The 24,417-nt window shown below is 34.9% G+C and carries 21 protein-coding genes; 11 read left to right on the top strand and 10 right to left on the bottom strand.

Annotated elements, in window-relative coordinates; all coding sequences use genetic code 11:
- Positions 1–73 precede the first annotated feature (73 nt).
- From BN1058_RS01090 to BN1058_RS01080, 3 genes are read left to right on the top strand one after another with little or no spacing between them, the layout of a single operon-like run.
- Positions 74–709, top strand: coding sequence for a TetR/AcrR family transcriptional regulator (locus tag BN1058_RS01090; RefSeq protein ID WP_090851621.1), 636 nt, complete (start codon positions 74–76; stop codon positions 707–709).
- Positions 710–1,591, top strand: coding sequence for a hypothetical protein (locus BN1058_RS01085; protein ID WP_090851618.1), 882 nt, complete (start codon positions 710–712; stop codon positions 1,589–1,591). It begins immediately after the preceding gene.
- Positions 1,588–2,082 (top strand): flavodoxin domain-containing protein, encoded by a 495-nt coding sequence (locus BN1058_RS01080; RefSeq protein WP_090851615.1) that lies wholly within the window; start codon positions 1,588–1,590, stop codon positions 2,080–2,082. The genes BN1058_RS01085 and BN1058_RS01080 overlap by 4 nt, the downstream gene beginning before the upstream one ends.
- A 41-nt stretch (positions 2,083–2,123) precedes the next feature.
- Here the strand turns inward: BN1058_RS01080 and BN1058_RS01075 are convergent, their stop codons facing one another.
- From BN1058_RS01075 to BN1058_RS01065, 3 genes are all read right to left on the bottom strand, one after another.
- A complete protein-coding gene (locus tag BN1058_RS01075) occupies positions 2,124–3,290 on the bottom strand; it encodes a TraB/GumN family protein (protein WP_090851612.1) in 1,167 nt (388 codons plus the stop codon).
- Between the two features lie 149 nt (positions 3,291–3,439).
- Entirely contained in the window at positions 3,440–3,994 is a 555-nt protein-coding gene (locus BN1058_RS01070) for an NAD(P)H-dependent oxidoreductase (protein WP_090851609.1), read from the bottom strand.
- Positions 3,995–4,252: 258 nt separating this feature from the next.
- On the bottom strand, positions 4,253–5,779 hold the full coding sequence (locus BN1058_RS01065) for an AbgT family transporter (RefSeq protein ID WP_090851606.1): 1,527 nt from the start codon (positions 5,777–5,779) through the stop codon (positions 4,253–4,255).
- A gap of 235 nt (positions 5,780–6,014) precedes the next feature.
- Here BN1058_RS01065 and BN1058_RS01060 point away from each other — a divergent pair, with 235 nt between their 5' ends.
- Complete coding sequence (locus tag BN1058_RS01060) at positions 6,015–6,950, top strand: NADP-dependent oxidoreductase (RefSeq protein ID WP_090851603.1); 936 nt, start codon at positions 6,015–6,017, stop codon at positions 6,948–6,950.
- Between the two features lie 28 nt (positions 6,951–6,978).
- Here the strand turns inward: BN1058_RS01060 and BN1058_RS01055 are convergent, their stop codons facing one another.
- The 3 genes from BN1058_RS01055 to serC form a co-directional block, all read right to left on the bottom strand.
- Positions 6,979–9,015 (bottom strand): bifunctional diguanylate cyclase/phosphodiesterase, encoded by a 2,037-nt coding sequence (locus BN1058_RS01055; protein WP_176694408.1) that lies wholly within the window; start codon positions 9,013–9,015, stop codon positions 6,979–6,981.
- A 194-nt stretch (positions 9,016–9,209) separates the two neighbouring features.
- Complete coding sequence (locus BN1058_RS01050) at positions 9,210–10,055, bottom strand: transporter substrate-binding domain-containing protein (protein WP_090851597.1); 846 nt, start codon at positions 10,053–10,055, stop codon at positions 9,210–9,212.
- Between the two features lie 179 nt (positions 10,056–10,234).
- Positions 10,235–11,323 carry a 3-phosphoserine/phosphohydroxythreonine transaminase gene (serC, locus tag BN1058_RS01045; RefSeq protein WP_090851594.1) on the bottom strand — a complete coding sequence of 363 codons (1,089 nt, stop codon included), beginning with the start codon at positions 11,321–11,323 and terminating at the stop codon, positions 10,235–10,237.
- Between the two features lie 262 nt (positions 11,324–11,585).
- Here serC and BN1058_RS01040 point away from each other — a divergent pair, with 262 nt between their 5' ends.
- Complete coding sequence (locus BN1058_RS01040) at positions 11,586–12,299, top strand: HAD family hydrolase (protein WP_255306936.1); 714 nt, start codon at positions 11,586–11,588, stop codon at positions 12,297–12,299.
- An 83-nt stretch (positions 12,300–12,382) separates the two neighbouring features.
- Here the strand turns inward: BN1058_RS01040 and BN1058_RS01035 are convergent, their stop codons facing one another.
- Positions 12,383–15,367 (bottom strand): beta-N-acetylglucosaminidase domain-containing protein, encoded by a 2,985-nt coding sequence (locus BN1058_RS01035; RefSeq protein WP_090851588.1) that lies wholly within the window; start codon positions 15,365–15,367, stop codon positions 12,383–12,385.
- Between the two features lie 301 nt (positions 15,368–15,668).
- On the opposite strand from BN1058_RS01035, the gene BN1058_RS01030 reads away from it, so the two are divergent.
- Complete coding sequence (locus BN1058_RS01030; protein WP_090851585.1) at positions 15,669–16,889, top strand: NAD(P)/FAD-dependent oxidoreductase; 1,221 nt, start codon at positions 15,669–15,671, stop codon at positions 16,887–16,889.
- A gap of 112 nt (positions 16,890–17,001) precedes the next feature.
- Positions 17,002–17,916 (top strand): Gfo/Idh/MocA family protein, encoded by a 915-nt coding sequence (locus BN1058_RS01025; RefSeq protein ID WP_090851582.1) that lies wholly within the window; start codon positions 17,002–17,004, stop codon positions 17,914–17,916.
- Positions 17,917–17,962: 46 nt separating this feature from the next.
- On the opposite strand, the gene BN1058_RS01020 is transcribed toward BN1058_RS01025, so the two are convergent.
- Positions 17,963–18,193 (bottom strand): hypothetical protein, encoded by a 231-nt coding sequence (locus BN1058_RS01020; protein ID WP_090851579.1) that lies wholly within the window; start codon positions 18,191–18,193, stop codon positions 17,963–17,965.
- A 368-nt stretch (positions 18,194–18,561) separates the two neighbouring features.
- On the opposite strand from BN1058_RS01020, the gene BN1058_RS01015 reads away from it, so the two are divergent.
- Positions 18,562–20,076 (top strand): flavocytochrome c, encoded by a 1,515-nt coding sequence (locus tag BN1058_RS01015; protein ID WP_090851576.1) that lies wholly within the window; start codon positions 18,562–18,564, stop codon positions 20,074–20,076.
- A gap of 130 nt (positions 20,077–20,206) precedes the next feature.
- Here the strand turns inward: BN1058_RS01015 and BN1058_RS01010 are convergent, their stop codons facing one another.
- A complete protein-coding gene (locus BN1058_RS01010; protein ID WP_090851573.1) occupies positions 20,207–20,959 on the bottom strand; it encodes a YibE/F family protein in 753 nt (250 codons plus the stop codon).
- A complete protein-coding gene (locus BN1058_RS01005) occupies positions 20,956–22,089 on the bottom strand; it encodes a YibE/F family protein (RefSeq protein WP_255306935.1) in 1,134 nt (377 codons plus the stop codon). Before BN1058_RS01005 ends, BN1058_RS01010 begins: the two co-directional genes overlap by 4 nt.
- A 176-nt stretch (positions 22,090–22,265) precedes the next feature.
- Here BN1058_RS01005 and BN1058_RS01000 point away from each other — a divergent pair, with 176 nt between their 5' ends.
- The 3 genes from BN1058_RS01000 (at position 22,266) to BN1058_RS00990 (ending at position 24,414) form a co-directional block, all read left to right on the top strand.
- Positions 22,266–22,760 (top strand): fasciclin domain-containing protein, encoded by a 495-nt coding sequence (locus BN1058_RS01000; protein ID WP_090851570.1) that lies wholly within the window; start codon positions 22,266–22,268, stop codon positions 22,758–22,760.
- A gap of 194 nt (positions 22,761–22,954) precedes the next feature.
- Positions 22,955–23,557 carry an NAD(P)H-dependent oxidoreductase gene (locus tag BN1058_RS00995; protein ID WP_090851567.1) on the top strand — a complete coding sequence of 201 codons (603 nt, stop codon included), beginning with the start codon at positions 22,955–22,957 and terminating at the stop codon, positions 23,555–23,557.
- A 113-nt stretch (positions 23,558–23,670) separates the two neighbouring features.
- A complete protein-coding gene (locus BN1058_RS00990) occupies positions 23,671–24,414 on the top strand; it encodes a polysaccharide deacetylase family protein (protein ID WP_090851564.1) in 744 nt (247 codons plus the stop codon).
- Positions 24,415–24,417: the final 3 nt, after the last annotated feature.

Genomic DNA, 24,417 nt, shown 5'->3' with positions numbered 1-24,417 from the left:
TTCATTGTATCTATTGTACACTTTACTAAACAGCGTTTAACAAATTAACACCATTTAAAAAAGGAGTTTTTTTATGGGATCTAAAGACCGAATCGAACGAAGAAAGAAGGAAACATACGCACTGATCTTAAAAACCGCAAAGGATATAATGATTAAAGAAGGTATTGATAAGCTATCGATTCGGAAGCTTACAGATAAAATGGAATATTCACCAGCAATGATTTATCACTACTTTAGTAATAAAGAGGATATTATTAACTCTGTAATGGAGAAAGAATATAAAAAAATTGTTGATACATTATTTAAAGCGCACGACCCAAATAACAAACCACTTGTTAACCTTAGCAATTGTCTCCGAAGTTATATAAAAGAAGCACTCAAAAACAAAGAAGTATATAAATACGTGATGCTTCAAGATAAACCAGAAATCTTAAAGCATACGTCTGTTTTATCTGTTTCAACATTCGACAATCGTCCAGCACTACAATTACTTTTTAACCAAATTGAATCACTATATGAAGGCAAAACAGATAAACAAATGATTCAAATGAAAGCTCAAACCATTTGGACTAGTACATTTGGATTAATTATTCGAATGATAACGGAAACAATTATTTCAGCGGAATGGATAGATTATTTCATTGATCAGCATATTACTTTTGTTCAACATAGTTTATTGTATGATCAACTAATGAAAGGAGAGGACTAAATGAACGTTCAAAAAACTATTTCACGGCTTACAATATTAATTAGTATGATTGCGGCATTTGTCTCTATCTATGGAATCATTACCTTTGATTCTACGAATAGCTATACAATTAAAACATTCAGAGGAGAAACGGTGGAACTTTTAGGTGCTGGCTTGTATCAATATGATTCTGTTTCTATTGCTTCACAAGCGATTGCACAGGATTTTATTACGCTACTATTTGGCATTCCATTATTACTCGTTTCTCTTTTATTAATTAAAAAAAATTCCTTTAAAGGTAGACTTTTATTAACCGGAACATTGGGATATTTTCTATACACGTACACATCCTATACTTTTCTAGCACAATATAATGGTTTCTTTATCCTTTATGTATTACTAATGTCCACTTCTTTTTTTGCTTTTACTTTATCCTTTATGTCTATAAAACCGAGAGAATTAGCACAGATTTGTGATAAAGCAATGCCCACTAGATTGATAGGTGGTTTTATCATTGGCTTCTGTGTAATCATTTTGTTTCTGTGGATGGGGATGATAGTCCCGCCATTAATCGAAGGAATTTCTCCAACCTCTTTACAACATTACACCACTCTACCTATTCAAGCATTAGATCTTGGATTTATTATACCAATCGGCATTTTAAGCGGTATTTTATTTATTCGCAAACGACCACTTGGGTATCTAATTGGAACAGTGATCTTAATAAAATGCTTTACATTGTCCTCCGCAGTAACTGCCATGGTGATCATGCAAGTGTTGGAGGGTGTTCAACTTCAACTAGCTAATATTATTTTATTTCCCATCTTAAACCTGATGATTATCTTTATTCTATATCTTCTTTTTAGACACATAAAAGGTGATAAGGAGGCGTGTGTTAAATGACAACCTATATTTTATATACGACAAAGCACGGCACTACAAAATACGTTGCAAACGATTTGGCCAAACAATTAACTGGTAAAACAATTTTAATTAACTTAAAGGAACAAAATGAGATCGATCTTTCTGAGGCAAATATGATTATTTTAGGTGCATCCATCTATGTGGGGAAAGTACAAAAAGAGATGAAACAGTTTATCGATGCACATCTAGAGCAATTACTGACGAAACCTATTGGATTATTTTTATGCGCGGGGCACCCAGATAAAAATGTTGTAAAAAGAGAGATGCAAGCAGCTTATTCAGAAAAGCTTCGCAAACACGCTACGTCTTTTTTGCTTCCTGGCTATATATACGACTTTTCCAAACTTCATACACTAGAACGTTTAATAGTTAAAAAAATTGTAGGAATCAAGGAAAGCCGCCATCATTTGGACACTGCTGCTATAAAACAATTTACGTCAGAAATAAATAAAGAACGATACATTCCCTAATAAAAAATCTCCACACCATTTGGATGTGGAGATTTTGTGTTTTAAATATTGTTTATAAATAATCGTAAAACATCTGTTCCTGCTATAATGGTTCCTAAGGTACTTCCCAGATTAGCCAATACAACGATTAACAGCACACGAGTTGCCTTGTTTTTCCAGAAACCTTTTACACTAAATACATCTTCTGATAAACGTTCAAAGTCAGAAACATGTGGTCGCTTGACAAAAGCTTGTACAAACCCAGCAAACCAGCCGGCCGCAATTAATGGATTCAACGATGTAATTGGAGCAGCCACAAATGCTGTAAGAATGGCTAATGGGTGACCTAGTCCAATCGCTACCCCTAATGCAGAGAAGGTACCATTCCACAATAACCAACTTAACATTTGTTGCCATCCAGCAGCAGGGTTATTTAGAAAAGTAAATCCAATGAGTGCAATAATTAAAATCGGTATCGACCAACCAATTATTTTAGGCACTTTCGATTTTGGTGGTACTTTTGTTAAGGCTTTTAAATCATGATCTTTTTTAATTTCTTTCGTAATACCAGGTACATGTGCTGCACCTAGTACGGCAACAATTTTTTCTCCTGGAGCTTGTTTGATCTTTTGGGCTAAGTATTGATCTCGTTCATCGATTAAAGGCTTTTTTAATCGCGGGAAAGACTCCGTAAATTCATTCAATATCGATTGAATGGAATCCTGACTTTTCATTTTCTCTAAATCCTCTTCTGTGATTGTTTCTTTTGTAAAAATACCCGCAAAAACCTGGCCCAACAACATCATTTTTCCTTTGAAACCGACTCCGCCCCAAATCCTCGCAAATGTAATTTGAATATTTCTATCAGCTAAAACTAAGTGTGCATTATTTTCTTTAGCAGAGTTGATACCTTGAATCATTTCTTGTCCTGCTTCGATACCAAATTGCTTAGCCATACGTTTCTGAAAAGACGAAATGGCAAGGTTCATCAATAAAAGTGAAGCTTTCTTCTCTTTAATCACTTTAAAAATGTCCATGTCTTTCCACCGATTGCCTTCCACAATAGACTGATAACGTTGCTTATCTAACTCAATACATACTGCATCTGGTTGTTCATTTTCAATGACTGTTTTCACTTGTTCTGCACTTGTTTTTGACACGTGTGCTGTTCCAATAAGTATAAATTCTTTTCCATCTTGTTCTATTCGTGTTATGTTTTCTTCCGACATGAACTAACCTTCCTTTTATAAAATACATTTACATGTACATTATTTTATCATAAAGTACATCCACACACATAAATTTAAAACAAAATAACACTATCTTATACACATCAAAAAAGGTAATCACTAGTTGATGTGATTACCTTTTTATTTTATTATTCATTTTCTAGTACATGTTGCAAATGCTTTTGAACATCCTCAACATATTTCTCGACTTGCAAATCTTTAAAAATATTATGCACAGAGAAGGTTTCTAGTTGCTCCATATCCATGAAAGCATGTGTACAATGAATTGGAAAAAGGACATCATCCACTTCTCTTCCTCTAAAAAATCCATCTTTAGATCCAAACTCTTCTAACGGTGCACTCCACGTCGTTGAAATCATATATTTCTTTCCTGTTAGCAGACCGCCTCTTCCATACCGTTCTCCTTTTGTATAAAGAACACCCCGCTTAAGTACCTGATCAAAATAACTTTTAAACTTTCCAGGCAAGCTAAACCAATAGATTGGTGTTTGGTAAATAATTATATCAGCAGATAGATATTTTTGCCTTTCCTCTTCTACATCATATCCTTGATCAACGATTGTCGTTGTCACATGGTAGCTTTGTTCTAATTGTTTACGTATTGTTTCAAATATGGTCTGATTGAGCCGTCCTTGACTATTGGGATACCACTGGTGACCATTTATTAATAAGATTTGTTTCATTCCGTAAAATCCCCCTTTCGTCCTTACTGAGTATATGATGCATAAAAATAAATTATTAATTATTTTTCCATTAACAGATTGTATTCCTAAATGCTTGATAGATATAACTTTGTCCACCCCACACTCTATTACTGATCATTTGGCCATTGGCACAAAAAAAATAATAAAAAACAGACCCCATAAAAGAAATTTTTTACTTTCCTTCATGAGATCTGTTATGTTAATTAGAGCATCATCAATAATTAACTTTTGTTACAATTACCCTGGATAATGAATTGGAGAACCTGGTCCCAAATCAATTCCAAACAACATCCAAACGACCAACATCAACGTCCATGCAATTAAGAAGAAGATCGTATATGGGAACATGGTAGAAATTAATGTCCCAATCCCCATTTTTTTATCATATTTTTGAGCAAAAGCAATAACCACTGCAAAATAAGTCATTAATGGTGAAATGATATTTGTAGACGAATCAGCGATACGATAAGCCATCTGAGTTAATTCGGGTGAATAACCCATTTCCATCATAATTGGCACAAATACAGGTGCCATCATTGCCCATTTTGCTGTTGCACTTCCAATAAAAACATTGATAAATCCAGCGATTAAAATAAATAAAAGAATTAGTGGGATACCTTCTAATGAAATACTATCTAAGAATTCGGCACCATAAACGCCAATTACCAAACCTAAATTGGATTCATTAAAGTAAGCAACAAATTGCCCGGCTGTAAATGATAGAACAATGAACATTCCCATTGATGCCATTGTATCTGACAACTTATTCGCGATATCTTTATCATTTATAATGCTTTTTGTTACCTTACCATAAACTAATCCAGGAATAAAAAAGGCAAAGATAATAATAACAACCAATGAATGCATAAACGGTGATTGAATAATAGCACCATTTTCTCCTCTTAGTGGTGCACCCTCTGGCACGATTAAGAAGGAAGCAGCGATTAACGTTACCAATAAACTTAAACCAGCATAAGTTAAACCTTTCTTCTCTATCTTACTTAAACCGGTTAAATCTTCTGAAAATTCACCTTTATAATTACCTAATCTAGGTTCAACTAACTTTTCTGTAACAAACGCTCCAACAATAGTAAGTAAGAAGACCGATACAATAATAAAATAATAGTTCATCGCAATATTCATGCCTGCTGCATAATCGGGATTGACAATAGCAGCTGCATCAATGGTCATGTTACCTAATAATGGTTCAAGTGAAGATAGTAATAAATTCGCACTAAAACCAGCTGAAACTCCGGCGAATGCGGCAGCTAAACCTGCAAGTGGATGACGACCTAATGCTGCAAAAATAACAGCGCCTAAAGGTGGCAAAACAACATAACCCGCATCAGTAGCAACACTAGACATAATACCTGCAAATACAAGACCTGCTGTAATTAAACTTTTAGGAATGGCTAATACGAATCCACGTAAACATGCACTAATGAGTCCAGAACGTTCTGCCAAACCAATACCAAGCATCGTAGCTAACACTACACCTAGTGGAGCAAAATTAATAAAGTTATCTACCATACTAGTGAAAATATAAGCAATTCCATCCCCACTCAACAGATTTTTTACAGTAATCATTTCCCCTGGTTTTCCTGGGTGTTCAACCGAAACACCTGTTGCTGACACGATTGCAGATACTACTAGAACAAGTAATGCAAGCAAAGCAAACAATGTGACAGGATGAGGTAGTTTATTTCCAACGGTTTCAATCCTATCTAGACTTCGTTGGAAAAGTCCTTTCTTTTTCTTTGACAAGTCCATCTACTCCTTTAATTAAAACATGAATTTTCTCACAATTTGATGAATAGTAATATACGTTGTCAAAATATATCACATTCTATAATTTTTTAAAAGATAAAAACAATTATTGCTAAAATTAAGAATTTTAATACAATAATCAGTGGGTACGCTAACACAAGCAGGACTTTTGCACATTTGCCATTAATACCCTATAATTGGAAATATTAGATGGTTAGAAAGGGGTTTTATGATGAAAGCAGTAGTAATTCAACAGTACGGAAATAGTGATGTATTGGAAGAAATGGAAATAAGTAAACTGGCACCTGAAGAGAACCAAGTATTAGTCGAGGTGTATGCAACTTCCATTAATCCTATTGATTGGAAGGTTCGTGAGGGATATTTAAAAGACATGATCCCATTTGAGTTTCCAATCACCTTAGGCTGGGATGTAGCTGGAAAAATTGTTGCAAAAGGGAATGGTGTAACAGATTACCAAGTGGGGGATGAAGTATTCGCCCGACCAGCAACCACTAATCGTGGGACATATGCTGAATATACCCTTGTTGATGAAGCATTACTGGCAAAGAAACCAACCAACCTAACATTTGAAGAAGCTACCTCTATTCCATTAGCAGGATTAACTGCATGGCAAAGTCTAATTGATGTTGCCAAACTGAAAGCAGGGGAAAAAGTGCTCATACAGGCTGGTGCCGGAGGAGTTGGAAGCTTAGCTATCCAAATTGCTAAACATATAGGTGCTTATGTAGCAACAACCGCAAGTGAAGCAAATGAAAATTATGTAAAGGAATTAGGCGCCGATCAATTCATTAACTATCGTACAGAAAACTTTGAAAATAAAATAGATGATTTTGATGTTGTCTTTGATACAATGGGTGGAGAAATACTTGACCGAGGCATGAAGGTGTTGAAGCCTGGTGGACGAATCGTTACAATTGCCGGACAACCAAATAAGGAGTTAGCAAAGCAGTATCAGGTAGAGGCTTATAGTTATTGGTTAGAACCTAGTGGAAAACAATTAGACGAGTTAGCCGACTTACTATCTAAAGGAATTATCAAACCTCAGGTAGGTCATACGTTTCCCTTTTCAGCTGCCGGTATTAAAGAAGCACATGATCTAAGTGCAACCCATCATGCGAAAGGGAAAATTGCTATAAAAATGAAATAAAAGACCAACATTAGAAAGCATTATCTCTTTATTCGAGATAATGCTTTTTTACCCACGTTATCACTTCCGTTGGCTTCATTGGTTTAGCAAAGTAGTATCCTTGAAATAACAAGGAATCCGCCACTTTCTGTAAATAATCCACTTGTTCTTTTGTTTCTATTCCTTCAATAACGACTTGCAATCCTAATGATTGTCCTAAATCTATCATTGCTTTTAATATTGATGCATCCTTTAAGGATTCTGGGACATGATCAACAAAAGACTTGTCCACTTTCAAAGTCGAAATTTCCATCTTTTTTAAATAGGATAGCGAGGATAGGCCTGTACCAAAATCATCAAGTGCTACAGAATATCCTAAAGTTCGAAAGGTAGTAATGGAACGTTTTGCTTCTTCAATGGATTGAACAAAACTGGTTTCTGTTAGTTCTAATTCTATATATACTGATTCGATTTGGTACTGTTTATACATGTGTTGCAGCGTATCTACTAGTCTGGGTGAACTAACATAGTCACCAGGAATATTTATTGCAATTGTCCACTCTATATGCTTCTGTTGTCGCCATTTTTTTAATTGCTGACATGCAGTATTAATCACCCAATCCGTCAAGTCAAATATACGATCTGTTCTTTCAATAATTGGTATAAACGTTCCTGGACTTAGATGACCATACTCTGGATGTTTCCAACGTATTAATGCTTCAAATCCTATTACCTCACTAGAATTGGAGCATATTTTAGGTTGATAAACTAGGAATAGTTCATTCTTTTCCATAGCCTGATCTAGACCTGTAAGAATTTTTTGATCAAATGAAAAACGATGAATAGTAGGATCATACAAAACTACATCCTGTTGAAAACGTGTAGATGGATGACTGAAAACAGTCAACGCATCACTATACAAATCTTTTGCATTGTTATTTTCACTATAAGTAATGGCACAGGATGTTTCCAAATGAATTGGCTTTTCTTCAAGAAAAATCGGATCGTCCCAAACCTTTGCAATTTCTTGCATCACTTGTTCTAAATGTGTAATTCGATCTGTTCGATGCATTAAAAACGCAAACTGATTCCCCTTCATACGATACAAGGTAGTATTTAGCAAACGAACAGATTTAAGCGTGTTCGCAATATAATCTACCAACTTATCACCGTCATCATAACTATATGCATGATTAATTTCATCTAAGCTATTAATCTGCCAAACTGCAAGGACTAGATTATTTGCATTTTTCTGAATTTCCTTTTCGTAATATCGACCGTTAGGAAGTCTTGTTTGTGTATCAAAAAATCTTACTCGATGATCAATATAACGATCCAAAAAAATAGAAGCCATCAACAATAACAACAATATACTAACACTAGTGGCAACCATTGCTATTAATAATATTGTATTGAATTGTTTAATATCACTTTGGGTAGTCAAATAATTTTTAGGGATATAAAAGGTGGTACCAAGCATTGCCACATAATGCATGATAGAAATAGCAGCAGCAAGTAAAAGCGAAATAAAGAATTTCAATCCTTTGTTTCCCATTTGTTTATCAAACATTGATATGGAAAATAGTGATAAAAATGATATAGCTACAGCAATAATACAAGCTATGATAAACATGTCAAATCGATAAACAGTTTGTGCATCTGAAATCATAGAATGCATGCCTAAAGAGTGCATAATTATTATTCCTATACCCATGCTAACACTAGAAATAATGTTCATGTTCAAGGAGCGAATTGGACGATTAATGAGACGAAATGCTAAAAAAGCTGCACCTATTGCCGGTAAGATAGATAGTATAGTGATGTAATGATTATATTGTATTGGTATTGGGAGTTGATATGCACTCATGCCGATGAAATGCATTGCCCATATACCAATCCCCATTGCTATAGAAGAAAAAAGTAACCATATATTTTTATGAAAAAAACTATTCTTTTTTAGACGTTGATTTGATGATATAGCTACATACGAACTAAACCAAGCAATTAGTAAAGACAATAAAACAAGCAGCCAATTATAATGACCTTCTATTGCAATGGAATAATTGGAATCTGGTTGAAAAAACAAGGCAAGCACTTCCATTTCTTTAAAGAAGATGTAGTATTATTCTATTGATAAGTAATTAAGCTATAGTAAACAATGTCTAACAAAACACAAATGAAGATAAAATACTAATTCAATACTAACACCATATAAAAAAAAGCATAACCCCCTACCTTCTAATGGGGGTTACACCTTCTCATAACTTATTTTATAGGATACTATTGTATCCCTTCTATTTCTTTTATATCTTCCTCTAATTTTTGCGAAACATCCTGTCCACCAAAGAACTGTTGCGATATCTCTGTTAATGTTTCATCTTCCTTCATTTCTTCAAGTACACCATTGATCTTTTGGGTTAATACGTTTGCACCTCGTTCAGTTACAATACTAACTGTTTGTGGGTGAAACCTTAAATCGGGATGCAATTTAATATCCATTTCCGGAAATGCTTTTAATGCAAGCGATTGTAAATAATAATCATTGATCACAACATCAGTACGTCCATTATCTACATCTCGCAGATAAACATCATTGGTTGCATTCCCATAAGTGACAACCTCTGCTCCATATTTACGAGCAATATCGCTATAAACAGTGGTTGCTGCTCCACCAGCTTTTTTTCCCTTTAAATCTTCTAATGATTCAATTCCAGAATGGTCTTCTGATCGTACAATCATTGTAGAATAGGAATATTTTATTGGCTCACTAAAAAGGAATTTATCCTTACTTTCTTCACGAGGTCCTGCCATAATAACGTCTACCCGACCGGATTGTAATGCTGCCAACTTCGCGTCAAACGCCATTATTTCAAATTTCACGTCCAGACCTAAACGACTTGCTAATTCTCTGATCACTTCTATATTGTAACCTGTTAGACGGTCAGACCCCTCTGGATAGTAAGATGCCGGATATAATGTTCCAGCCGTACCTACTACAATCTCCCCTGATTGTTGAATTTCTGACCATTTCTCCCCAGAATGGTCTTTTTCTGATTCTTGACTTTGACCACATGCTGAAAGAATCAAAAGTACCGCTAATAAATAAACAACTTTCTTCACACCCATTCCCCCTATTATATTTTAAATATAAAAATAATATAACAGCAAAAAACTATAATATCAAACTTCTAAACATCTGTATTAACAATTTTGTATATATAATTAAAACAGAACACGACGCTAAAAATAGATAAAAAACTGCCTCTTATTAAAGAAGCAGTTTCATTAATCACTCTGGCATAGGATTAAGCATGATCTTTTTCAAATTTATTAATAAATGCAACCAGCTTTTCGACCCCTTGTTTTGGCATTGCATTATAAATACTAGCACGCATTCCCCCAACAGAGCGATGACCTTTTAATGTTTCTAATCCTTCCGCTTGTGCCGCTTTGATAAATTTAGCCTCTAATTCTTTGTCTCCATTCACGCTAACAAATGGTACATTCATTAAAGATCGATCTTTTTTTGCAACCGGGGATGTGAACAATTTTGATTCATCAATACATTGATAAAGCAATGATGCTTTTTCTTGATTCATCTTTTCCATCACCTTCAGTCCGCCAAGATCTCTTATCCACTCAAACACCAACTTGGCCATGTAGATTGCAAACGTTGGTGGTGTATTATACAGCGAACCACTGTTACTATGTGTTTCGTAATTTAGCATAGTAGGTGTATGAGTTGGTGCATTACCAATTAAATCTTCTCGAATAATGACAACAGTAAGACCAGCTGGTGCAATATTTTTTTGTGCACCAGCATAAATTACGCCGAATTTTGATACATCTATCTCTTCCGATAATATATTAGAAGACATATCGGTTACTATTGGCACATTTGTGGTATCAGGGATTTCTGTGAACACTGTACCTTCAATCGTATTATTCATTGTGATATGCAGATAATCCGCTTCTGGATCAATCATATTTGGTAATATGTTAGGAATATAAGTGAAATTTTTATCCTCTGATGAAGCAATCGTTCGAATATCTCCAAATTTTTTGGCTTCTGCTACTGCTTTTTTTGACCAAGAACCTGTATGGACAAAATCTGCTTTTTTATTTTTAATTAACAAATTCATTGGAAGCATCGCAAATTGTTGTGAAGCACCGCCTTGCAAGAACAACACCTTATAGTTATCTGGGATAGACATTAATTCACGTAACAATTTTTCTGCTTCTGTAATAATTTCTGTAAAAAATGATGATCGATGACTAAGTTCCATTACGGACATACCAGAGCCTTGGTAGTTCAATAATTCCTTTTGTGCCTTCTCCAACACTGGTAAAGGCAACATAGATGGACCAGCTGAAAAATTATACACTCTACTCATATAACCACACCTATCTAATTTTTATAATATAAAAAGAGAAGGATTTAATTTTTTATAATCCTTCACACTCTCCCCAAACACCTAACATCATTATGTACTTCCCTTTGATCTTTGTGATTATTTTATCAATATTATTATTTACTTTCAACTTATAATTTTCTAAAAATTATGTAGATTGTTTGTCATTTGAATAATGAATTCTTAGGAAAACCCAGTAACATTCGTGTTATGATAAATAGAGTATAGCTGATAATGTTAGGAGATGAATGTTTTGAGGACCATTGTTTTCGATGTGGATGATACATTGTATGATCAAATACGACCATTTAAAAAAGCCGTTCACACTTGTTTTAATAGGAATTTTTCTGAGGATGAACTGAACCAGCTTTATATTAGTAGTCGAAAGTTTAGTGATGAGTTATTTCATCAAAGCGCTACAGGTGAAGTATCTATTGAAGATTTACAAGTTTACCGCATAACAGAAGCAGCAAAAATATTTGATATATCCCTTGATCGTGAAGAAGCATTATATTTTCAAAAAGTATATTTACACGAACAAAAAAATATAACGTTATTCGATGAAATGCAGCAATTAATGGAACAGTTGAAGCACCATACACAATTCGCTGTCTTAACGAATGGAGAACAAGCACATCAGATGATGAAAATCAAACAGCTACAATTAAATAATTGGATACCAGAGGAGCACTTGTTTATTTCTGGTGCTTTAGGTATGGCAAAGCCAAGTGAACAAGTCTTTTCTTATCTTGAAAAACAATTATCTCTAGATAAAGCGAACACCATTTACATCGGGGATTCTTTTGATCATGACATTATAGGGGCAAAACAAGCTGGTTGGAAAGCCATCTGGATGAATCATCGAAAAAGACAAGCACCAAGTTGTGACGTCTCACCAGATTTTGAAGTGAACCATCCAAAAGAATTATTGTCATTATTTAAAAACCAAGACTTATAAGATAAGGGTTGCTATGCATGCACAGCAACCCTTTGGCTTTGTATGATTAAACCCGTTGGTAAATTTAATTAGTTAAAACGCCCTTACCCTTCCCGTTTGATACGGCGTCTTAAGGTTAGTACTCCGATTGTAAGTAATAGCATTCCTAATAGTAGGATATTGTATGTGTTTCCGGCTGTTTCTGGTAGTTCTTGACCTTGTTGCGATTCTTGGGGTTGATCTGTAACATCAGATTCAGCATCCTCCGTAGCTTCTTCACGGTACATTAAACCAGCTTGTGCTTGTTTCAAACTACTCTGTGCTTGATCGACTTCTTCTTGAGAAGCTGAATTACTTTGTAGCACTGCTTTTGCTTCATCTAATGCCTTCATAAATGCATCCCAACTCTTAGAAGTATAATCCGATTTTTGTTTCAGCTCAGCATCATTTACCACCATATCTAAATTGGATTTATCAACTTGTGGTTTTTCATATTTTGGAGGTAAGTTAACATCACCCTCAACTCCCAACACTTCAAACTCATAAATACGCGCAGCACTATCATCGCCTTGTGTTGGCTTATCAACAATTAAACGAACATAACGGCCTTTTGTAGCAGGAACTTGATTTGATGTAATACCTGCTTCATTGTTGGTCACCTTTACTAATTCTTTGAAATTTTCACCATCTTCGCTAATCTCAACACGGTATGCGGCGGTATTTGAACCTGCCGGCTCCCCACCTTCTTCCGCATGCTTAATCACAATTTCACTTACTAAGTTTGTTTTTCCTAAATCTACTGTTAAGGTATGTGGGGCAGGACCAACCGCACACCATTTTGTACGTGTGCTTCCATCTACAGCAAATGGTGGTGCTTCCCTATCATTGACAAAACTTGAAGCAGCTGTATCTTTATTCAGTGCAAGATTGGTCGTTTCATTTTTTGCGAGATTGCTAACAGTGACGATTCCTTCCTTCATTATTTCGCTCTTCCCAAGCGAATTTCTGCCAACTAACTTTACTGTGTAAATACCTTCGTTTTCATAAACGACGGTTGGATTCTTTTCTGTACTCTTCTCCACCTTTGCACCCTCAAACGTCCATTCTAAATCTACTGTAGCAAGATTGCTCGTGTTCTCAAACTGAATTTCCTCACCAGGAGCAACAAAGGTTTTGGAAACTTCAAACGATGCAACCGGTAATGGATTAAATGCAACAGCCTCCTTAATAAACGCTAAAACTGTTTCTTCAGAAACGCGTGCACCTTTAGACAAGTTAGAAATCTTTCCTTCAAGTTCATTCTTTATTCTTTCGTACGCATCATCTTCATCATTGATTTGAGCTAGCACCATATCTAAAGCTAATTGACCGTTCTCACCCAACAATTTTAGCTTATCTAGATTTGCTGCGCTTTCATTTAAAATGTCCTCCGGTAAGTTTGCTTTCAAATTATCAGCTGCATGTATCATATCAGCAAATTCTTCTCTTAACGCCTGTATCTCCTCTGTCGCATCCTTACTCTTTGATAAATTTAACCATAATTGATCCATTGTATCACGGACATCCTCAGCATCTTCACGTCCAATACTCCAGGAACCAATCATTCGAGAAGAATGGTTGGCAAATGTCTTCATTTCTGAAGCTAGATCGTCAAAAAGAAGCTCAATAGAACGATTCCATGACCGATCAGATGAGTATTCACTAATATTCCAAGAATAATCCGCACCTGTTGCTAATGTTATTTTGGAAAGGTTGGCGTGCTCCATTGGATTCATTGTAAAGAAATCAAGTTTTCCCTCAAGCCTTTTATCAATATCAATAATTGGACCCAAAGCAAGCTTTGATCTCAAATAATCTGTCACTGGATAATTCCACCAAACCCCTATTTGATCACCATATACGGAACGCATAAATTCAACGTTCTTTAGCGGGAGATTTTCGGATACAACAGCTTGCCCTGTCCACATGACTTTTATATCGTTATCAAGTGCTGTTGAAAAATCCTCCGTATATGTACTTAAGTCACCAATAACTCCCATTGCACGGGTATCATACTCGGTAGGAACAGTCATAAGTGGCTTCACATCTTCTTTAGTCTTAACAAATTCTGCATTAAAACGATTTAATAATTCTGCTTGCTTCACTCCATCTCTATTGCTGATATCATCAAAAAGAATGGCGAAACTACGTACACCCATTTCATACAGAGATTCACATTTTTCTAATAATGCTTGAAAATCTTCTTCACCCTTTTGACCATCAAAGCTAATATCAATACCTGGTGAAATAGCAAATACAAAATCAACTTTATTCTCATCTGCTGTTTTAATTAATTCCTCCATACGTTCCATTTCGCTTTCAGGATATGGACTACGCCACTTTTCACGATGATATGGGTCATCTTTAGGTGCATAAATATAGGTATTCATCTTATAATCGCCATAGAATTTTATTTGATCAAGTCGGTCCTCATGACTCCATGGATTTCCATAAAAACCCTCTATAATACCGCGAATACGCATAGAAGGTTCATCGGTAATCCGTACATTGTTGAAAATTAGTGAACCATCCTTTTTTTCCGCTAATTGAATAAGTGTTTTTACTGCGTAGAAGGTTCCATCTCCATCCTTACCTTTTAATACAATTGTTCCACCTTCACTGATTTGGTTAGCATCTGATTGAACAGCTAAAAAGTACCCTTCTTCTTTAAGTTTCGAAACACTTGGAAGTTTTAGCTCTTCATCTAAATTCTGAACTTTAGAATTAAGCGAACCTTCCTCTCCCAAGGCTAAAGTCGTAGAGGTTTTATCAAATTCCTCGTTAATAGCAATATTATTTTTCTGTAAAAATTGCTCTAAAATTCTTAAAGCATCTTCATCTGCAAGTTCTTTTCCTTGTACATTCACACGATCACTTATTTGTAATGTCCCACTTTCAAAATCAACCTGCTGCGGCAACGGAACCAATTGATGACTCGACTTCTCATCCGTGTTAAAATCCGCTAACGCATGGATGACAGTCGCCTTACTAACCGTAAACGTACAAGTAACCACTACCGCCAAAAACAAATGAATAAACCTTTTCCACATAAACTTCCATTCCTCCTTTGTTCGATCAACGAAACATGTAGCAGTTCTTACATTTCAACCCAGGTCATTAATTACAGGTGAGTAAAAAACAGCCATTACTACTATATTCAACACAACACGATTTAACCCTTTATTTAGAGTAAAAACATTTGGAACATTTCTTATGTACGAACAAAAAGGGAAAAATATTAAAGAAAGACAGATGTAGATATACTTACAACCTTTAATGTAAAGCTTGATGTGTAAATACGGCGGAGATGGACACGCTAAGTATAGTAAATTTTTTAAAGGGGGTTGTATAGTGAATATACAATCTGGTACCTATTATTGGCCAACTACACTAACTAACGCGCCTACTTATTCTAAATTAAACGATGATATTGCTTGTGATGTACTAATCATAGGTGGAGGAAGTTCAGGTGCGCAATGTGCGTATTATTTAGCAGAAACAGATCTAAACGTAGTATTAATTGAGAAAAACACCATAGGTAGTGGTAGCACAAGTGCTAATACAGCACTTATTCAATATGCTGGAGAAAAAATGTTTATCAACTTACAAAACACCTTTGGCGAATCCTATATTTCTAAGCATTTAGCTTTATGTAGACAAGCTATTGATGACATTGAAAGTGCTGCAGTGCAGATTGACCGTGACTGTTCTTTCACTAGAAGAGATTCGTTATACTTTGCCAGTTATCATGAAGATGTGGAGAAATTAAAGAAGGAATATCAACTATTAAAGAATGCAAAGTTTCCGGTCGAGTTCTTAACAAGAGAAGACATTGAATCACTTTATCCATTTTCAAAAGAAGCAGCTATTTACTTTAAAGATGATGCAGAAATTAACCCATTTATCTTCACCCATGGTCTAATTGAGTTTGCCACTAAACATAATGTACATGTTTATGAACAAACAAAAATGACTGGTCATGTCTATCATGAGGACGGTGTTACCATTTATACAGATACAAAGCACAAAATTCAAGCAAAAAAAGTTATTTATTGTGCAGGATACGAAAATGTTGAATTAAAAAATGAAAAACAAGCTTCTTTTGTTAGTACGTATACCGTAACAACAGAACCTATCAATGATTTCTCTACTTGGCCAAACCGCACGCTAATATGGGAAACAGCTCGTCCATATTTATATATTCGCACTACAGCAGATAACCGAGTCATTATTGGCGGTTTAGATGATAATACTATCTATCCAGAAGACCGCGATAGCAAACTCATACACAAAAAAGATAAACTAATTCAAGGTTTTAACAAACTTTTTCCTTCCATTCCTGTTAAACCAGCTTATTATTTAACTGCTCATTATGGCGGAATGAGAGATGGCCTCCCTATTATCGGACAATATGGAGAGGCGCCACACAGCTACTTTTTATATGGTTATGGAGATAACGGAACAGTATATAGTCAATTATTAGCCCGCATCATTGTTGAAGATATTATTTCAGGACAAAGCCCAGTTTTGCCTTATTACTTACAAAATAGACCGAAAAAAAACGAAGCATAGTATTTTTCTATGTTTCGTTTTTTAAATTATTATAAATCATACGATTAGCTTGAAAATGCCTATCGTAGTATACTTAAAACAGAATGATAAAATATAGAAACGAGGTGGCAAAATGAAAATTGGATTAATTGGCTTAGGTGATATTGCTAAGAAAGCTTATCTTCCAGTGTTGGCAGAGAAAGAAGGGGTTGAATTAGTACTTTGTACGCGAGATCCAGATACATTGCATAAACTCGCTAAAAAATATCGAATCACCACCTATGTTCAAACAGTAGAAGAGTTAATTGATGAAAATATTGATGCAGCATTTGTTAGTGTAGCAGCCAAGGCACATGTAGAAATTGCTGATAAGTTGTTAGATCATGGTATTCATACTTACATTGATAAACCGATATCTTTTCACTTACATGATACAAAACAGATTGTTGACAAAGCAAATGCACATGGTGCCATAGCAATGGTTGGATTTAATCGTAGATTTGCCCCTATGATAAGGGATTTAAAAGAAAAAGGAAAACCTAACCTTATCTTAATACAAAAAAATCGTTTTTCTTTACCTGGAGTTCCAAGGCAGTTTGTAGTCGAAGACTTTATTCATGTCGTGGATACCCTGCGCTTTTTAATGAATACAGAAGTAAAAGACATAAAATTTGATTTTCTTTACAAAGACGGACACCTTCAACATTTAATTCTTCACTTGATCGGAGAAGAAACTACCGCAATTGGAATCATGAACAGAAATAGTGGAGTAACGGAAGAAATAATAGAGTACACAACGGATCAACATAAATATGTGATTGATAGTCTAGTAACTTCAACACATTATCATAATCGAGATAAAAATATACAAACCTTTGGAGATTGGGAACCTACCCTATCTAAGCGTGGTTTTTATCAAATGGTTGATCACTTTATTGATTGTGTCCAGCATAACAAGACGCCACAACCATCACTAAGTGATTCCCTGATCACTCATCAGATTTGTGAACAAATTGTTAGTCAGATAGAAGCATCCATATCAAAATAAAAAATGAGGTCGCTACCAAGTGTAGTGACCTCATTTTTTACTTCATTTAACAGTAAGTTGCTTCTTTATTCATATCTACTAATTCAATTTGATAAATACCCGATTCAATTTTTGATTGAATACTAGATATATATTCCTTTATATCTTTCGATTGTTCATTTGTCTTTGACAATGGAAAGTAAAGAAATCCTTTATCTTGATGAAGTACAGTTAATTGAATGTCTTCCTCTTCTTTTACCGTTGCTACTAGTCTACACGTATCGCCTTTTGGTGCCATTTCAAATGAGATCGTAATCTCCTCCTGATTGCGTGTTTTCTTAGAACCATATAACTGATAAAAATTGTATCATAGCAACTCAAGGAATAAAAATAGGATACGTTACCCAATTTCAAAAAATGAAGCGATAGAGAACAAAGAGCAAGATATAAATAAGAGAAGCTTTTAATTTGTTAATTATTCCCCATAATAAGTCCAAATGCTTCAAATTTGTTTCTGATTCCCATATTAAAAATAACGAACTTCTAATTCTGTCATATTTATGTCATTTTTTCATACTTTTAAATTTATAGTTTGTGATATACTTAACAAGCTAGCTTTTGTTCATTACTGAGCAAACTGTTTGAAAGAATTTAGGGGGACAACTAATGAGAAAACACATGATGACAAGTTTAATTTCTATTTTGGCCATGCTATTAATTATCACTGGCTGTGGCGCTTCAGAACAAACAGATATTAAAACAGAAGATGAAGGTACAAATGATACAACTTCTGGTGCTTCAGAACAAACATACACAAATCAAAGTGAATTAAAAGATAGCTATGACATTGTAATTGTTGGTGCTGGAGGAGCAGGTATGGCTGCTGCCATCCAAGCAAGCGATGCTGGTATGAACCCAGTCATTTTTGAAAAGATGCCTGTTGCTGGAGGAAATACTATAAAATCTTCAGCTGGGATGAATGCATCAGAAACAAAATTTCAAAAAGAACAAGACATTGTTGATAGTAATGATAAATTCTTTGAAGAAACACTAAATGGCGGTAATAGAACAAATGATCAAGATCTATTACACTTTTTCGTTGATCATTCAGCTCCCGCTATTGAATGGCTAGATTCTATGGGAATTAAATTAAACAATTTAACTGTAACTGGTGGAATGAGTGTAGAACGAACACACAGGCCAGAAGATGGTTCAGCCATTGGTGGGTACTTAGTAGATGGGTTATTACGAAATGTCTACGAACGTGAAATACCGATTTTTGTCAATGCAGAGGTTACTGCAGTTAATAAAATAGCTGATGAAGTAAACGGAGTAACTGTACTGTTTAATGGACAAGATGAAAAAGAAATTGATTCAAAAGCGGTTATTGTTACAACTGGTGGCTTCGGTGCAAACGAGGAATTAATAGAGCAATACCGTGAAGACTTAAAAGGTTATGTTTCTACTAATCAAGAAGGAACTACTGGTGATGGTATTAAGATGATTCAAAAAATAGGTGGTGCTACTGTTGATTTAGAACATATTCAAATCCACCCTACTGTTCAACAAGAAAACTCATACTTAATTACAGAAGCAGTCCGTGGTGAAGGTGCCATTTTGGTAACACAAGACGGGCAACGCTTCTTTAACGAACTAGAAACGAGAGATAAAGTGTCTAATGCAATTATTGATTTACCTGAACAATATGCATACTTAATCTTTGATGCTGGAGTAAAAGAACGTGTTAAAGCCATTAACTTCTATGAGGAAAAAGGATTCGTCGAAAGCGGAGAAACCATTGAAACATTGGCAGAAAAAACCGATTTACCAATGGACACGTTGGAAAAAACAATCAACAGTTGGAATGAAAGTGTAAAAAACAGTGAAGACACAGCATTTAATCGAACAACCGGAATGGATCATGACCTTTCCAGTGCACCTTATTACGCAATCAAAATTGCTCCAGGTGTACACCACACAATGGGTGGTGTAAAAGTAAATACGAATACACAAGTGCTAAATAAAGAAGATCATGCAATTCCAGGATTATATGCAGCAGGCGAATTAACTGGTGGTTTGCATGGTGAAAACCGAATCGGTGGTAATGCTGTTGCTGATATTATTATCTTTGGACGTCAAGCAGGAGAACAAGCGGCACAGTATGCCGAAACATTAAAATAAATTTTTAAAAATCAGTAATGATAACACGATAAAAGCTAGCTAGTATAAAGACACCTAGATATATTACCCAACTATTAAATACAATAGTTGGGTTTGTGTTATATGCAAACGTGAGTAAGTCATGAGCGTTTCACCGTCTCGTTAACACATAAGCTGTAATCCATGCGGTTATTGGAATGATCAATGCCACACCTATTCCTCCACACAAAATAGTCATCATCTCTGCACTAAATATTTTGGTATTAACAATCTCACCTAATGTATATTCTAAATCTTTATAACGAATTAATAGCGCAAGATACCCTCCAAAAAATGCAAAGAATAGTGTATTCGCATTCGTACCGAGAAGGTCTTTTCCAATCCGCATGCCGGCTAAGAAAAGTGCTTTACGACTAATAGACGGATTATGTTTGTGAATTTCAAACATCGGAGAACTAACTGCAATGGCTTCATCTGTAATCGCGCCAATGGTACTCATAATAATAACAGAAGCAGCAATTTTTACAAAATCGATCCCTAAATAATAAGAATAAATGGTTTGTTCTTCTACCTCTTCTTCTCCAAAACCATGTATCATGGACTGTTCCGTCACAATAAAGATAAACAATAACATAAGAACTGTAGTTACTAATGTCGAGATAAAAGCAGTTTTTGTCTTACTATTTACCTCATTAATAAAAAATAAAGTCACACAACTGATAATTGCACAGGCAATTAACGTCAAAACAATTGGGTCTGCATATGGATCTGTCATGATTAATACTGCTACAAGCAATACAAAAAAGTTTACAAATAATGCGACAAAGGAACGAACACCCTTTTTACCACCAATCGCTGCCATTAATAAAAGCAACACGATAGCTAGTACAACTAAAGTATTCATGATTTCACCTGCTTTCGGTGAATAAATAAAATGGTCGTGTACAACCCAATTGGGATCGTTAATACAATACCAATTCCACCTGCAAGGGCACGAGTTAATTCTAACGACAAATTCATCGAAAGTGTAAATCCTAAGGAAGCATCATTCATTAAATAGAGAAGTAATGACGGGATCGTTCCACTAACATAGGCAAAAAACAAAATGTTAGTCATAGTACCCATAATATCTTTACCTATTTCTATCCCTGACTCTCTTAAATCCTTTATAGAAATCTCATTATTTTTTTCATATAAGCTAAATAATGACGAAGCCATCGATACCCCAATATCCATGACCGCACCCAATGCTCCTACTAAAACACCTGCCATAAAAATAGCTTGTGGTGGGCGACTTAAGAATGCCATCTCCTCAAAACGTAATCCTTGCTCGTCCGTTAACCATAAGACAAGGACTGTAATAAACAGCAACATAAATGTTCCTAGCAACGTTGAAATAATTGCTGCATACGTTTGCTCCTGAAATCCACTGACAAATAATAAAGATAAGATAGTCATTACAATTACCGCGCCGCTCATAATAAACAACAAACTTATATTAGACGTATCAATATACAGTTCCAACGCATATGCAATTATTAACGCATTTACGACTAAACTAATCATTGCAAAAAGCCCTTGTTTCCTTCCAACTGCTAATAAGACAAAAATAAAAATCCAAGCAACAATTAGCAATGCTTGATCACGCTTCATATCAAGCATACTGCCAACTAACTTGTCCGTGTTCGTTTGTTCAATGGAAACAAATACATCATCACCTTTAGATAATTTAGGATGATATGCCCTTGAATCAGAATATTCATTGGTTAATTCAAGCTGCTGTCCTTTCTCTTCTCCATTTTTTATAGTCGCAACAAGTGACTGTGTATACACCGTATCATGGTTTTGACTACCATCTGTTACCTCAACTTGCCTCTCATCCGATATCTCAATCACCTGGGCAATTGGTCTATCATAAAAAGAGTAATTGTAATTGACAAAAATCAGTGAACCTAGACATAAAAAAAAGAGAATTCCCCAGTAAATCCACTGTCCATTTTCTCTATACATCAACATATTTTTACATTTATTCAAACTAACATCTCCATTATTATCTTTATTAATGATTCATTTATTTTATCATATCGTGAAATGAATGATTATCTTAATTACAAAAAGCGCGGATAAAATCATTAATTGTTCGAATACTACCAATAAAGAGGATATCCACGCATATCCTAGGTTTTTTTAAAAAAAGGAGGATGTAATTTATGTTAAAAAGGAAGCTAGCGTTAGTTCTGTTATTTTTTATGATGATTGCTCCATTTGCAAGCAGTGTAAGTGCAATGGAGAATCCAGAAAGCGAGAAAAATATTGTCGACATAGCAATAGAAGCAGGGAATTTTAATACATTAATTGCCGCTCTAGAGAAAGCCGATTTAATCGACACCTTAAAAGAAGAGGGACCTTTTACGGTATTTGCTCCAACAGATGAAGCTTTTGAAAAATTACTAAGTGATCTAGACATTTCAGCAGAAGAACTACTAGCAAGAAAAGATTTAAAGGAGATCTTGCTTTACCATGTCGCGCCTGAAAAGTTACTATCAAGTGATCTGAAAAATTGTATGAAAATCAACACATTAGCAGACAAGAAAGCCAAAATTAAATTAGACCCTGTTCGCATCAATAAAGCAACGGTTGTTACACCAGATATTGAAGCATCCAATGGTGTTATCCACGTAATTGATAGTGTGTTATTACCGTAATTAAAAACTCCCCAATCTAAGTTTTTATTTAGAGATAGGGGAGTTTTTATTTTTATTTGTCTACAAACGAGTTTTTTAGGCTATTGTTCTCTCTCTATTAAAAGGGGGAATTTAATTGTGTGAAAGATATATCCATGCTATGCTTTTATTATTACTTGTGAATAAATTAACAATAGGATAAGGGAGCGAAAAAAATGAAAGCATTAATTATATTTTCCCACCCAAGAGAAGGTAGCTTTTCTCACGCATTACTAGAACGAATAACAAATGCATTAGAAGCGAAAAATTATGACGTGAACGTAAGAGATTTATACAAAATGAACTTTAACCCCATACTCGAGGCACCTGATATGATTCATATTGAGAATGGTAAATTTGTAAGAGAAAACGAAACCTTCACAGAGGATGTGCGAGAAGAGATGCAATACATGCTAGAAAGCGATCTATATATCTATATCTTTCCTAGCTGGTGGAACGGCATGCCTGCCATCATGAAAGGATATATTGACCGCGTATTTCAACATGGATTTGCTTATAGCTTTGAAGATGATGAAGCACATAAGCGTTTTGAAGGAAAGCGTGCATTATTCTTCACCCCAACAGGACAACCTCAACAAATTGATGGAAAGGAAAATCCTTTAACAGATCCTATTCGCACATTAACATCTGGCTGGTTATTTAACGGAAATAGTGTAGAGGTTATTGACCATGTTTTTTATGGTAGCGTCCCTTATCTAACAAGCGAAGAGCTTGATCTATACTTACGAGATGCGGAAGAAAGAATAAAAGCACTTTAAACGACATGCAGATAGCAAGATGTTTAAAAAAGAATTTTTCATGACATCTTTCGACAAAAAATTGACTATATCGTAATTGGGGATATAATCAATAGACAAAGGGAGGAATACATATGACATTTACAACCGTTCTATATCATGAAATTAGAGAGGAAAATGACTTTAATCCAGAGCATCCTTCACCTATTGATGTCAAACAAGATTATGATGACATATTGCCATCCCCCTTGTTTGTTACACTTGAGCAATTCGAAGAACAAATGGATTATTTAAAAGAAAATAACTTTCATACGCTAACATTACATGAAATCAAAGAATTTTACATGAACCAAGCATCACTTCCCGAAAGATCAATCCTACTTACATTTGATGACTGTTTTCAATCGATAAAGGAGTACGCTTATCCCATATTAAAAAAATACGGTTTTCATGCTGTTTCGTTTGTAGTGACAGGCTGGCTTCATGATTATGCTAAAGCGTTTAACCCTAAAAAATCAGTTTGTCTATCCAAACAAGATTTAAAAGCGATGGAAGATGTATTTGAATACGCCAACCATACAGATGCATTTCATCAAAGAAAAAATGAGTCTACCAGTCATATGATGGAAGCTACGGACGAGGCATTTGCAAAAGATCTAGCTCTGTGTAACGAATATGTTCCAGTAAAAGACGTGTTTGCTTATCCATTTGGGCTATTCACAGATAGAAATGTCTCTCTTTTAAAACAAATGGGATTTCATTTAGCATTTACTTGTGAAAATGGTAAAAACAATGCGCACACAGATCCATTATTATTAAAAAGAAATGTTATTCCATACTTTTTAACGATAGAGCAATTTAAACAAATCGTGAACTAAGAA

It is taken from the genome of Paraliobacillus sp. PM-2, assembly GCF_001368815.1.
In the GTDB taxonomy this organism is placed as follows: domain Bacteria; phylum Bacillota; class Bacilli; order Bacillales; family Amphibacillaceae; genus Paraliobacillus.
The sequence above is the reverse complement of the archived record's forward strand: the minus strand, read 5'-3'. Positions and strand labels throughout refer to the sequence as shown.